Annotated in this window: 11 protein-coding genes; 4 read left to right on the forward strand and 7 right to left on the reverse strand. The window is 55.5% G+C overall.

The window, feature by feature from the left end; translation table 11 throughout:
• Positions 1-7: 7 nt before the first annotated feature.
• Both WFP70_RS11835 and WFP70_RS11840 read right to left on the reverse strand, forming a co-directional pair.
• Complete coding sequence (locus WFP70_RS11835) at positions 8-514, reverse strand: TRAP transporter small permease (RefSeq protein WP_160868868.1); 507 nt, start codon at positions 512-514, stop codon at positions 8-10.
• A 49-nt stretch (positions 515-563) separates the two neighbouring features.
• Positions 564-1,538 (reverse strand): TRAP transporter substrate-binding protein, encoded by a 975-nt coding sequence (locus WFP70_RS11840; RefSeq protein ID WP_097118131.1) that lies wholly within the window; start codon positions 1,536-1,538, stop codon positions 564-566.
• A gap of 353 nt (positions 1,539-1,891) precedes the next feature.
• Here WFP70_RS11840 and exbB point away from each other — a divergent pair, with 353 nt between their 5' ends.
• From exbB to WFP70_RS11855, 3 genes are all read left to right on the forward strand, one after another.
• Positions 1,892-2,620 (forward strand): tol-pal system-associated acyl-CoA thioesterase, encoded by a 729-nt coding sequence (gene exbB / locus WFP70_RS11845; protein ID WP_072017041.1) that lies wholly within the window; start codon positions 1,892-1,894, stop codon positions 2,618-2,620.
• 5 nt (positions 2,621-2,625) lie between these two features.
• Positions 2,626-3,048 (forward strand): TonB system transport protein ExbD, encoded by a 423-nt coding sequence (gene exbD / locus WFP70_RS11850; RefSeq protein WP_034828432.1) that lies wholly within the window; start codon positions 2,626-2,628, stop codon positions 3,046-3,048.
• A gap of 182 nt (positions 3,049-3,230) precedes the next feature.
• Complete coding sequence (locus WFP70_RS11855) at positions 3,231-4,553, forward strand: MFS transporter (RefSeq protein ID WP_034828434.1); 1,323 nt, start codon at positions 3,231-3,233, stop codon at positions 4,551-4,553.
• Between the two features lie 162 nt (positions 4,554-4,715).
• On the opposite strand, the gene WFP70_RS11860 is transcribed toward WFP70_RS11855, so the two are convergent.
• The 5 genes from WFP70_RS11860 to WFP70_RS11880 are packed head-to-tail and all read right to left on the reverse strand — an operon-like array spanning position 4,716 to position 9,944.
• On the reverse strand, positions 4,716-5,681 hold the full coding sequence (locus WFP70_RS11860) for a Csu type fimbrial protein (protein WP_337023391.1): 966 nt from the start codon (positions 5,679-5,681) through the stop codon (positions 4,716-4,718).
• On the reverse strand, positions 5,678-8,113 hold the full coding sequence (locus tag WFP70_RS11865) for a fimbria/pilus outer membrane usher protein (protein WP_442956341.1): 2,436 nt from the start codon (positions 8,111-8,113) through the stop codon (positions 5,678-5,680). Before WFP70_RS11865 ends, WFP70_RS11860 begins: the two co-directional genes overlap by 4 nt.
• The gene (locus WFP70_RS11870; protein ID WP_337023451.1) at positions 8,113-8,811 is read right to left on the reverse strand and encodes a fimbrial biogenesis chaperone; all 699 of its coding nucleotides are present in this window, start codon (positions 8,809-8,811) and stop codon (positions 8,113-8,115) included. The genes WFP70_RS11865 and WFP70_RS11870 overlap by 1 nt, the downstream gene beginning before the upstream one ends.
• Positions 8,812-8,836: 25 nt before the next feature.
• Entirely contained in the window at positions 8,837-9,352 is a 516-nt protein-coding gene (locus WFP70_RS11875) for a Csu type fimbrial protein (RefSeq protein WP_034828443.1), read from the reverse strand.
• 22 nt (positions 9,353-9,374) lie between these two features.
• Positions 9,375-9,944 carry a spore coat protein U domain-containing protein gene (locus WFP70_RS11880; protein WP_045814784.1) on the reverse strand — a complete coding sequence of 190 codons (570 nt, stop codon included), beginning with the start codon at positions 9,942-9,944 and terminating at the stop codon, positions 9,375-9,377.
• 546 nt (positions 9,945-10,490) lie between these two features.
• Between WFP70_RS11880 and WFP70_RS11885 the strand changes: the two genes are divergently transcribed.
• Positions 10,491-12,593 carry a putative bifunctional diguanylate cyclase/phosphodiesterase gene (locus WFP70_RS11885; protein ID WP_337023389.1) on the forward strand — a complete coding sequence of 701 codons (2,103 nt, stop codon included), beginning with the start codon at positions 10,491-10,493 and terminating at the stop codon, positions 12,591-12,593.
• Positions 12,594-12,694 lie beyond the last annotated feature (101 nt).

Genomic DNA, 12,694 nt, shown 5'->3' on the forward strand with positions numbered 1-12,694 from the left:
TCCGAATTTAGTGTGTGCCGCCCAGCGTCACCAGCGGACGCTGACTTTGATCGCCATTCAGTATTCGCTCGATCACAAACAGCAGCGTAAACAGCGCGCCGATAGGAATGGGCAGATACATTTCGCCATACGTCACAGCAGGCAAGGCCGCCAGCGGTTGAACCCACATGGCCTCACACAAGCTGTAGCTGGCCTGCAGCAGGATGAGACAGACCACGATCAGCAGCAGGTTGCACAGCCGTTGCGCCCATTTTTGCCCGGTTTCGGAAAGGCGATCGGTCACCATCGACACACAAATGTGTGTGCCTGCCCGCAATCCGACGGGCGCACCAATAAAGGTAAAGATGATCATGCAGACGATAGCGACCGGCTCCGGCCATGAGAGGGCACCATTTAGCACATAGCGCGCGAAAATACCGATGGGTATCACCGTGACCATGATCAACAGGGCTACCGCCGCGATGCCCATGCACAACAGATAGAGCCCATCCATTAAACGGGAATATGCATTCATGCTTCGTTACCTGAGCAAGGCGCCACGCGGTCGCGCGGCGCTGAGAGGGTTATTTCACATCCGCAATCTGTTTCATCAGATCCTGATAATTGCCGCCAAACTGGTCGCGCACCGGTTGCGTGGCTTTCATAAAGTAATCGCGGTTGGTGTCCTGGAATGTCACGCCGCCGGCTTTCATTTTCTCCACTGACTGGGCGGTGTAAGTGGCCCACAGCTGGCGCTCTTCATCCTGCGCTTCCTTGCCGAGTTTCTTCAGCAGCGCCTGATCTTCAGCGGAGAGCCGTCCCCATGAGGCTTTAGAGAACAGGATCATCTCCGGCTGAATAAAGTGGCCGCTCAGGGTGTAGTACTTCGCCACGGGCAGATAGTTGTGGGCGACAAACGTCGGTGGATTGTTCTCTGTGCCATCGACCACGCCAGTTTGCATGGCGCTAAACACTTCGCTGACGCCCATTGCCACAGGATTGGCACCCATCGCTTTCAGCGTGGCCAGTGAAATGGCACTGTTCTGCACGCGAATTTTCATCCCCTGCAAATCTTCGGGTTTGGTGATGGGTTTTTTGGTGATCATGTTGCGTGTGCCCGCGTCGGTCCAGCCGAGGAACACCATGCGCGTGCGGGGATCGTTATCGAATTTTTCGACAATCTGTTTGCCGACATCGCCATCCAGCACCTTATGCATGTGGTCTTCATCGCGGAACACATAGGGCAGGGTTAGCACACTGGTTTCAGGGGCGATGGTGGTGACAGGAGCCAGCGAGACGCGAATCATATCAATCGCGCCGAGCTGAACCTGTTGCAGCGTTTGATCCTCATCGCCCAGCACGCCGCCAGCGTAAACCTTCAACTCCAATCGTCCTTGTGTCGCTTCTTTTAACTTATCGCCCATATGCTGCAGCGCGACCACGGTGGGATAACCGGCGGGCTGTACTTCCGCGACTTTTAACACTTTGGCGTGAGCACCACTCGCCAGCAGCATAACCAGAGAAGAGATTGCAATCGTGAGTCGTTTTTTAGATGTCATTATTATTGCTCCAGCTTGATGATCATTAGCGGTGTCAGGCACACCACAATCGGGAAGGGCTGGCTCAGAATAGTGAAATTGCGCTGGCGAAAAAGTGGTCAAATGTTGATTGGATGAAATACATCACATTTTGAAACGATGTTTTAATAAATTTTCAGTTTAGGTCACATTTGTAAAACATCAGCCAGCGCATCCATAAAAACCACCTAGATTGTTGGAAATTGAAGCATTAATCGTTTGTAAATAGTAATGAGAACTACTATCACTTCGGTCAATTTTTTTGCTATGATCCGCGCTTCAATCGTGAACTGTGCAACAGAAGTTGGAGACGCAGCGTGGTAGCCAGTGATTTGATGCAAACGGACCTCTCCGTTTGGGGCATGTATCAGCATGCCGATATCGTGGTAAAAGTGGTGATGATTGGCCTGTTACTGGCCTCGGTTGTCACCTGGGCGATTTTCTTCGGCAAGTTTGCTGAGCTGAGCGGGGCGAAACGTCGCCTGAAACGCGAACAGCAGGCGCTGGGCGAAGCGCGTTCGCTTAATGATGCTTACCGCGCTGCTGAAAGCTTTAAAAGTAACAGCCACAGTGCGGTGTTGCTGAATGATGCGCAAAACGAGCTGGAACTCTCTGCTGGTACTGAAGATCTTGATGGTATTAAGGAACGCACCAGCTTCCGCCTCGATCGTCGCGTTGCGGCATTCAGCCGTCATGCTGGTCGCGGCAATGGCTTCCTCGCCACTATCGGTTCTGTTGCTCCCTTCATCGGTCTGTTTGGTACCGTGTGGGGCATCATGAACAGCTTTATCGGTATCGCTAAAACGCAGACCACCAACCTTGCGGTCGTTGCTCCGGGCATCGCAGAAGCGTTGCTGGCGACCGCGATTGGTCTGGTTGCTGCTATTCCTGCTGTGGTTATCTACAACGTCTTCGCGCGCATGATTGCCAGCTACAAAGCCTCATTGGGTGATGTTGCGGCGCAGGTGATGCTGCTGCAGAGCCGCGATCTGGATCTCGGCAATGTGGACACCGCGAAAGAAGCGACCCGTCCGACGGCGGCACAGAAACTGCGCGTAGGATAAGTATTATGGCGATGCGTTTAAACGATGACTCGGTAGGCGATGGCGAAATGCATGAAATCAACGTGACGCCGTTTATCGACGTTATGCTGGTTCTGCTGATCATCTTTATGGTCGCCGCGCCATTAGCCACGGTGGATGTGCGTGTTAACCTGCCTGCCTCCACCAGCGCACCGCAACCGCGTCCGGAAAAACCGGTTTATCTTTCTATTAAGGAAGATAAGCAGATCTATATCGGCAACGATGCGGTCACCAAAGAGACGCTGGTGAATGCGCTTACGGCGCAGACCGAAGGCAAGAAAGACACCACCATCTTCTTCCAGGCGGATAAGTCTGTGGATTATGAAACCCTGATGAGCGTGATGGATCAGTTACGCGAAGCGGGTTATCTGAAGATTGGTTTGATGGGCATGGAGACGGTGAAGAAATAAATCACCCCCTCTTATCGCTCACAAGGGCCGCTATCGATAGCGGCCCTTTTTATTTGCTCCCGCCGTCAATGTTAATTTCTTGTTACTTTTGGTCTCACTTTTGTAAACTGCAATGGTGAAGCCGATCACATCTATTCCTGGCGCAACCCGCTACAACGGAAGAAAAACCCAGGAAGGACAATATGAGCGCGAGTCAATCTTTACAAAAGCCATCGCAAGGCGGGGCCAAAACCATCTTTAGCGTTACCAGCGGTAACTTTCTTGAGATGTACGATTTTATGGTGTTTGGCTATTACGCTACGGCGATCGCCAAAACCTTTTTCCCCGGAGATGATCCCTTTGCTTCATTGATGCTCACGCTGATGACCTTTGGTGCGGGCTTCCTGATGCGTCCACTTGGCGCGATTATTCTGGGTGCCTACATCGACCATCACGGACGCCGTAAAGGGCTGTTGCTGACATTGGGCTTGATGGCGTTGGGCACACTCACCATCGCCCTGGTTCCGGGCTATGCCACGCTGGGCGCTGCCGCGCCGATTCTGATCCTGCTGGGTCGTTTGCTGCAGGGCTTCTCTGCGGGCGTGGAGTTGGGCGGTGTGTCGGTTTATCTGTCTGAAGTGGCGCCAAAAGGACGCAAAGGATTCTATGTCAGCTGGCAGTCCGGTAGTCAGCAGGTCGCGGTGATCTTCGCTGCGCTGCTTGGCCTCGGTCTTAATCATCTGCTGGCGAAGGAAGCGGTCACCGAGTGGGGCTGGCGTATTCCGTTCGTTGTCGGTTGTATGATTGTGCCGTTCCTGTTCTGGATCCGTCGCATGCTGGAAGAAACCGAAGCGTTCAGCAAACGTAAACAACATCCTTCCATGGGACAGATCATGCGCTCGGTCGGTGAGAACTGGGCATTGGTGCTGGCGGGTATGCTGATGGTGGTGACCACCACGGTGATGTTCTACATGATCACCGCCTTCACCCCGACCTTCGGTAAAACCGTGCTGATGATGAGCGATGAGCAGAGTTTTATGGTGACGCTTTTTGTCGGTATCTCTAACCTGATTTGGTTGCCGGTCATGGGCTCGCTGTCGGATCGCATAGGACGTCGTCCGCTGCTGATCACCTTTACTATCCTGATGATTCTCACCACCTGGCCGGTATTGCACTGGCTGGTGGGATCGCCCACCTTTGCGCATCTGGTGGAAGCGGAATTGTGGTTATCGTTCCTGTATGCCAGCTATAACGGTGCGATGGTGGTCTATCTGGCGGAAATTATGCCGGCTGAAGTGCGCGCCACCGGCTTCTCACTGGCGTATAGCCTGGCGACCGCGCTGTTTGGTGGCTTCACGCCAGCGGTTTCAAGCTACCTGATCCATGCCACGGGTGATAAAGCGATGCCCGGCGTGTGGTTGTCATTCGCGGCGGTGTGCGGATTGATCGGCACGCTGCTGATTGGCCGCATGGTGAAACAGTATCAGGCGCGCCATGGCGGCACGCCGGTGGGAGCTTCACTGTAACGCCCTGGCTGACAGCGGGCCTGATGTCAGCCTGTTAAGAAACTATTCGAATAAAGCAGCCCCTTGTTGAAGGGGCTGCTTTTTTGTTTATGCAGATATGTGGGTATGGTGCAGTGAAACGCAATCATCGGGCCTACAAACGACATCGTCGACCATGCCTGCCTAAAACGACAGATCCACCACCACGCTATCCGTATAACTTCCCGCCGCTGGCGTATTCTGCGTCGTCAGAATCTGCGCAGTATAAGTGAAGTTGCGCGTCACCAGATCCGCGTTCAGGGAGGTGGCGCTGGCGCTACTCCAGCGGTCGGTGCCCGTCGGTCCCCAGCGTGTCGTGGTGGTGGTGCCTTTATAAATGTCATAAGCCAGCCGGTTGGTACCGCTCGCCATCTGGCGCGTGGTGCCGCTGTAGTAGCTGCCATTGCTCAACCCCACAGTGAAGGTGCTGCCTTTAGAACATACCACGTTAATCGTCTGCTGCACCGTGGAGAAACTCCCCACCAGCGGTGCGCTGCCAAAACTCACATTAGGCGCGGTGATGGTGGTGCAATCGTTGGTCACAACCAGGTTAACGGTAATCGGCATCGCGGTGCCGGTACTGGTTTGCACTGTTCCTACGCATAAACCTGCAACGTTCAAACCCGCGCACACCGTATAACTCACCGTTATGGTTATCGTCGTGGTGTAAGTGCCGGCTGCAATCACCTGTCCCGTCAGGGTGCGGAAATAGAGCGGAATATTAAAGTTAAGGCTGTTCCCCAGCCCAAGCAGTAAAGCCGAGCTCCAGCGATAGCTGCCGCCCTGCTGCAATTCCGTGGCGCAGGCGCTGTCGATGCACATTTGAATGGGAATGCTGTCGGTACCGGTGCTGGAACTCTTCAACACCGCCCGCGTGCCGCTGAGATAGGTCGCAGTGGTGAAGGCGTATGTGACGTTATCGGTGCCCAATAGCGAAAGCGTGCCGGAACCGCAGTTGACGTTGGTGGTGCTGGAAGTGTTCTGCACGGTAGAGCCCACCGCGAACGTCGTCACGGAGCCGAAGGTCGCCGCTGGGGCCGATAAACCACAAAGCGCATAACTGGTGCCCGGCAAGATAAACAGCGCCAGCAGCAAAAAAATCTTTCTCATGGTGAAATTCCTGACTGTGAATTATTGGCCGTGCTGACCGCTGAACCCGGCGCTGGCGGCGGCAGATCGCACGTCAGCGGACCGTAGGTCTCCAGCGCTTTTGGCTGGCCGTCCGCAATGGTCAGCGTGGTATCACAACTGCGCCCATCAGGCGTCACGACATGAATCGGATTTTCAGCGCTCAGATTCTCCATCCAGACAATGCCATCCCATCCGATATATTCCGTACCCTGATTCGGGCGCAACACCTGGCTGGAGATCGGCAACGGTTGCCCCTGTTTATCCTGTAGCACCACGCTGGCGGCACGCAGGCGCTCTACCGGGAAGTTCAGCAGGTAACCACTTTTCCGTTTCACCGCAAAACGCTGTTCCACCTTGGGTGCGGTGCGGTCAGCCGGTAAATCCAGGGTATCGATATCGTATTTTGCGCCGTAGTAACTGCTGATCGATGGCACCAGCAAATAGCCCTGATTATCGGTGCGTCCCATTGCCTGGTTTTCATAGCGAACCGTGACATCCGGGTAATCGGTTTTCACCACCACAAATGCATCATTGATGTCGTTGGCGGCAAACACGCGGTTATCCATCAGCACCAGCGAACCGGTGAAATCGGCCCACTGCGTGGTGTTATCGTTATCGCCGTAGAATCCGGCAGAGGTGTCGATTTTGTTATTGCGATAGCGCAGGCTTGCCTGGCGGTAATCACCGCTGTCGCCACCCTGATTGGCCCAGGCCGCATCATACGCAAAGCCACCATCGGTCGGCATGGCGCGTGACACGTAGAGGCGCTGATTGTTGTTGCCCTGTTGATCGCGCTCGTAGCTCACCGAAGCACTGCTCTGCTCGCCGAATGGGATTACCAGCGAGATAGCGCCGCTCCAGTCACCCTGTTCCTGATCGCGGCTGGCGGAGATATACAGGCTGCTGTTACCCCACAGGTTTTTACTCCAGGACAGGTTCCATAAGCGGGTGCGATCGCCCGATCCGCCGGCAATATCAAAGTAGGCCAGGCCCAGACTGCCGTATTGATTGAGTGACACGCTGGCGGTGTACTGCGCACTGCGTCGCGCCAGTGAGTAGCTGGTGTTGGCGCTGTCGCCCCGGCTGCCGACCAGCGCCAGATTGCCGTAATCGGCGGTGCGTAATACATGCTGGGTGCCGAGGCTAAACCAGCTGTTGTTATATTGATAACCCCAGCTGTATTGCGTGCCGGGTTTACCTTCCATCTGACTGTGTGCCAGCGCACCATTGACCACGCCCCAGCTGCCGAGCTTCACCAATCCCCCAGCGCCGCCGGTGGCCACGCTGTCGCTGCCTTCCGCATGGCTCTCCAGCGTCAGCCAGTCGGTTAACCCATAACGATAAGAACCGCTGGCTGCTGCTGCGCCATAGTCAAAGTTCTCCAGTCCGTAGTTTTCACGAATAGCACCGGCCGAGAAGGAGTAATCCGACAAACCCTGTCGCAGAAGGCTGCTGGAGACATAAAACGGCAGCGTGGTAGTGACCTGGCGCCCCACGGCATCGGTGGTGGTGATCACCGCATCGCCCGCGCCATTAACGAACGGCACATTGGTCAGCGACCACGGCCCCGGCTGCACATTGGCTTGCGTGCTGCGATAACCGTTAATAAACAGATCGACGGAAGAGGGCACTGCGGCCTGGCCGGAAAACGCCGGTAGCGGGTAAGTGACCAAATCCGGTCGCACGCTGAAATCACGCGCAATCTGCACGCCACCCAGACGCACGCTGTTACTCCAGCTCAGCGCATCGGTGACCAGATCCCCGGCGCGCCAGCTAATTGCATCGTTCTCATCTTCATTGCTGAACCAGGTATCGTAGCGAATGTATCCCTCTTGCTGACCGCTGACACCGCCTTCCAGTTGTTGGGTGTAGACGCCATTGGTGGAGAATTGCCCGCTGGGGCCAAACACGCGCAGCTCATTCCAGCTCGACAAGCGGGAACCGGCATTATCGGTACGCGTGGCGTAAAAGTCGTAATTGAGCAGCGCACCGTTACTGGCTCGCCCCGGGTAGCGAGGGCCGCGCTGATCTTTACCGATCACCTGGCCGGGCAGCCAGGCGGGCGGAACGGTGAGCAACAGGCGCTGACGACGCTCGTCATATTCCACTTTCATGTCCGCAAGTTGATTCACATCGATTTGCTCGCCCTGGAGTTTCTCCGCAGGGATACCGGCACGCTGTAAATCGCCACTGCGCAGCCAAAAGTCGCCGTTTTTACGCTCCACCGGCACGATATCGCCGCGCGCGTTCTGATTCACCACCAGCTCCAGCATGTACTGCTGACCGCTGGCGTTGTTCTCCAGCGCAGGGGGCGGTGGTAGCTCGGAAAAGGTCTCCGCGCTACTGATTTGAGGTAACAGGCATAGCACGCTAGCCACTGCCAACGTGCAGGGATGCAGCGAAAACGTCATCAACGCGCGGCCGCGCTGCTCCAGTGCCCTTTATTCACCTCCGCTGACAGCTCTCCGCTCACGCTGCTGGTTAATGGCCAGCGGTTACTGCTGTTTGCCAGTACGTAGCCAAACAGGCCATTGCCCAGGCGGCGGCCACCAATGGTGACATTACTCAGCCGCGCATGGCCGTTGCCCCGGTTGGTGAGTTCCAGCCAGCGTTTGCCACCACTGTCCACCTGTTGCCAGCTGAGTTGCGGCTTCGCACTGTCGCTGGTGACGCCGTTACCATAAACAAACAGCGGAACCGAATAGCGCATCTGGAAGGTTAATCCCGCCTGATTTTCGCCGGGCGTGCGTGGCGTAGGGATTTCATCCAGCACCACGCGGTAGGACATTTCGCGTCCCGCTTCCGGCGCGCCCTGCTTAATGAGTCGCACCAGTTGTTTCTGACCCGGTTCGAGGCGCACCATCGGCGGGCTGGCGACCACTTGCTGCTGAGTTTGATACTGTTCCTGACCGCCCACTTGCAGCCAGCTAAAGATGCGTACCTGCATCATGGTGGTGGCATTCCCACGGTTTTCCAGCCAAAGCTCACTGGCTTTATCATCGGGATTGATGGTGGGATCGATGGGCCAAATCATCAGCGAATTGGCAGCGTGGGCAGCAGGCATTAGTGCCATAATAAACAACAGTAACAGGGCGCGCAGGTTCATGATTATTCATCCTTCTTTATCACTGCCGTCACCAGCTAAGCGTAACGGTTAAGGTGTCGGTATAAGTGCCGGCGCGCGTGGGGCCGGGTAGCGTTAACAGGCCATAAATCGGCAAAGTAATGTTATTGGCGTTGCTGTAACTCAGCGCCACGGCGCTATTCACTGGGATAGCCGTGGTGTGTGCCGCGTTGGTGTACAGGGAATAGGGCACGGTATTGGTGTTACCCGAGACCTTGAGATTGCGGGTAGTAGAGTAATTGGCGCCGCCATTGATACTCATGCTAACGGCGGTGCCTGGCGTGCAGGCGAGAATGATGGTGGTGCTTTGCACATAGCTGGCGCTCACGCTGCTGGACGACACGCCAGATTGCGTACCGAAATTAAGCGTGCCAAAGACCCCGGTATTGGTACCGGAGACAACACAGCCTGCCACTACTGATGCAGAGACCTGAAAGGTTGCGGTTGGCAACCCCCAGGCAGAGACGCTCCCTATCAGCAGGGCGAGGCCGCCTGCAATGTGCACCCAACGCTGCACCACGGCCACCCTGATTACCCCACAACTGACCTCAGTAGTTCACCGCAACGTTAATGGTGTCGGTATAAGTCCCTGCCGGAATCAGTGGGTTAAACCCGCCGCCCACCACACGACCATAAATGGCGTAGTTAGTGCCTAAGGTCGGGTCCGTGGTGCCGCTGGCGGCAATGTTGGTGTTATTGGCGATGGCGGTGGTGAATGCCGCATCGCTATACAGGGTATAGGCAATGCCTTGGGTGTTATTGGAACCGAGGATCAGATAGCGAGGCTGTCCGCTGACGGTGCCGTAAATGGTCGCCGGTGCAGCATTACTGCTGGTGACCTGCACGTTGAAAGTCTGGCCGGTGGTGCAGCGAACATAAATACCGTTGCCCGATGCGCCGACCAGCGTGGCATTCAGGGTATCGAAGGTTGCGGCGCTGCTACCAAAGTTCAGGGTACCGAAGTTGACGCCTGTGGTGGCAGACTGACCATTCACCAGACAACCGGTGGTCAGGGTCAGGGTCGCATTAATGGTTCCCGTTGTGGTGGCGGCAAAAGCCGCATGAGGGGCGAGCACTACGCTCAGGCTGGACGCCAAAAGAAAAAGCTTGAGTTTCATAATCATTCCTTACTGATTATCCAAGGTCAGTGCTTTTTCACCTGGTGATTCATTTATGTAACGAATCCGAAGTCAAACAAGAGTCACGATCGGCTTTACTGCGTAAGTGCCCGACATCTAGGAATATTCTTAGATGATGGGTTTATGATTTATATCAGTTTTCTTTACTATAGATCAGCAAATCAACACTGGGAGCGTTGCGCTTAGATTTTTCATTAATCAATTCACACTTTTCGCCGATAACGTAGTAATCGCAAGGGGTGACAACCGGTTAAAAAAACTAAACAGCGAGTGATTTAACCCTCTACCGCGATTAACCGTTCAATGCTATGTTCGTGCATTAATCAGATATTATTAATTTTTCTGACTGCGACTGAAGATGAAAAACCAAAAACATAGCGCGGTGTTTCCAGAATTGTCTGGATCGGCTCCCCCCTCTGCCTCACTGCGTGCGGTCATTACTCACCCTTAATCAATGTTTCGACCTTTTGATCATTTTTGACGATACAGCTCCTGCTCCGCAGCGGGCTGAGTTTAGGAGCGCACATGCTGCTAATTACCTGGGATAGCGTTCTGGTCACGGTTTCATTGATCGTGGCCTTCATTGCTGCGTTTACCGCACTGGATACGGCTGGACGCGTCGCGGTTTCACGCGGCTGCCTGGCGAAAATGTGGCTGATTGGCGGTGGCACCGCGATGGGCATTGGCATCTGGGCGATGCACTTCATTGGCATGCTGGCGATGATGATGCCGATGACCATGCGTTATGACATTACCCTCACCACGGTTTCCCTGCTGGTGGCGATCCTCTCTGCCATCTTCGCCTTCGCCCAGGGTGTTCAGGGCAGCCATCTGACCCCGCGTCGGCTGATAAGTGGCACCCTGATACTCGGCAGCGGCGTGGTGGCGATGCATTACATCGGCATGAATGCCCTGATGATTGAACCGGCGATTCGCTGGGACATGCCATTGGTCGCGCTCTCCGTGGTGATTGCCTATGCCGCCTCGGGGGCGGCACTGTGGCTGGCGTTTCATCTGCGCCAGGGCGAGAGCGTGTGGATTATGCGTGTCTGTGCCGCGCTGGTAATGGGCATTGCCATCGCCGGAATGCACTACACCGGCATGGCGGCGGCGGAGTACAGCATGCCGAGCACCATGCAGCAGCATCATGGCATCAGTGAGGATGGACTGGCGGTATGGGTGACCATTATCACGCTGTCCATTCTTGGCCTCACGCTGTTAGTTTCCATGCTGGATGCCCAGCTGCGCGCCGCGCGTCTGGCGGCCAAGCTCAAGCGTGCCAATAGCGAACTGCGCCAACTGGCGATGCATGACAATCTCACCTCGCTTCCCAACCGCGTGCTGCTGGAGCAGCAGCTGACGGCGCAGATCAAGCAAGCCACGTTGCAGGATGAAAGCTTTGCACTGATGTTTATGGATCTCGACGGCTTCAAAGCGGTCAACGATACCTGGGGCCATCATGTGGGCGATCGTCTGCTTATCGCGGTCGCCGAACGTCTGCGCGTGCAGCTGGGCGAGGGCGTGCTACTGGCGCGACTCGGGGGCGATGAGTTTGTGCTGCTGTGTCCACAATACAATGATTTGCAAGCCTCAGCGCTGGCGCAGCAGCTGGTGAATGCCATCGATGCGCCATTTGAACTGGATCGTTACTCATTGCGAGTGTCGCTGAGTATCGGCATCGTGGTGTTCCCGCAGCACGGTCGTAGCCAGCAGGAAATGATGTTCAACGCCGACTCCGCCATGTATCACACCAAACACAGCGGCCGAAACGGCTGGTGTCTGTTTGAACCGATGATGAGCGCCGTGGCACAGCATCAGCTGGCGCTGGCGAATGACCTGTGGAATGCGCTGGAATATCAGGAAATGTGCCTGTTCTATCAGCCAAAATTCCGCGCAGGCGGCACGGTGCTCATGGGCTTCGAAGCGCTGCTGCGCTGGCAACATCCGCGTCGCGGATTACTGATGCCGGATATGTTCCTGCCGCGTGCGGAGAAAACCGGGCAAATCGTGGCGCTGGGCAATTGGGTGATCAACGAAGCGTGCCGTCAGTTAAAACAGTGGCACGATGAAGGCAACCGCGACTGGAGCGTGTCAGTTAACCTTTCGGCGTTGCAATTCCATCAGCGCGATCTCATCGACAGCTTACGTCATGCACTGCTGCGCTATCAGCTGCCGGAGGGGGCGCTGATGCTGGAGATTGCCGAGAATATCGCGATGCGCGACCCGCAGTTCAGCCAGCAGCGCATTGCAGAATTGCATCAACTCGGCGTGAAAGTGGCGATCGATAACTTCGGTATCGGCTATGCCAATTTACTGCATCTGAAACATCTGGAAGCCACCGAACTGAAAATCGACCGCGCCTTTATTAACAGCCTGCGTGCCGACAGCGAGGACGCCACCGTCGTGAGCGCGATGCTGACGCTGGCACAAAGTCTTAATCTGCGCATGGTGGCCGAAGGGGTAGAAACCGAAGAACAGCAGCGTCTGCTGACCGGGCTCGGTTTTGACACGCTGCAGGGCTATCTGCTGGGCAAGCCAACACCGGCGGAGCGTATCGGTGAATTTACCGCTGTGTTTAATGCACCGCCACTGTTTGCTGAGCACCCGCTGCCCTTAACCAGCGCCTGATAAATCATTTTTATTTTCTTCCGCATCGGAAGGTTTCATCGTTCAAAGACTCAAATCGGCAGTGTTCCTGCCGATAAAACACACAATAAAACCTATAGCCT

This window comes from Pantoea sp. USMM079 (genome assembly GCF_037153115.1).
In the GTDB taxonomy this organism is placed as follows: Bacteria; Pseudomonadota; Gammaproteobacteria; order Enterobacterales; family Enterobacteriaceae; genus Pantoea; species Pantoea communis.

What these genes read in the sequence shown, in the direction of transcription:
- WFP70_RS11835 (WP_160868868.1), bottom strand. Translation starts at nt 514, where the DNA reads ATGAATGCATATTCCCGTTTAATGGATGGGCTCTATCTGTTGTGCATG.
- WFP70_RS11840 (WP_097118131.1), bottom strand. Translation starts at nt 1,538, where the DNA reads ATGACATCTAAAAAACGACTCACGATTGCAATCTCTTCTCTGGTTATG.
- exbB (WP_072017041.1), top strand. Translation starts at nt 1,892, where the DNA reads ATGCAAACGGACCTCTCCGTTTGGGGCATGTATCAGCATGCCGATATC.
- exbD (WP_034828432.1), top strand. Translation starts at nt 2,626, where the DNA reads ATGGCGATGCGTTTAAACGATGACTCGGTAGGCGATGGCGAAATGCAT.
- WFP70_RS11855 (WP_034828434.1), top strand. Translation starts at nt 3,231, where the DNA reads ATGAGCGCGAGTCAATCTTTACAAAAGCCATCGCAAGGCGGGGCCAAA.
- WFP70_RS11860 (WP_337023391.1), bottom strand. Translation starts at nt 5,681, where the DNA reads ATGAGAAAGATTTTTTTGCTGCTGGCGCTGTTTATCTTGCCGGGCACC.
- WFP70_RS11865 (WP_442956341.1), bottom strand. Translation starts at nt 8,113, where the DNA reads ATGACGTTTTCGCTGCATCCCTGCACGTTGGCAGTGGCTAGCGTGCTA.
- WFP70_RS11880 (WP_045814784.1), bottom strand. Translation starts at nt 9,944, where the DNA reads ATGAAACTCAAGCTTTTTCTTTTGGCGTCCAGCCTGAGCGTAGTGCTC.
- WFP70_RS11885 (WP_337023389.1), top strand. Translation starts at nt 10,491, where the DNA reads ATGCTGCTAATTACCTGGGATAGCGTTCTGGTCACGGTTTCATTGATC.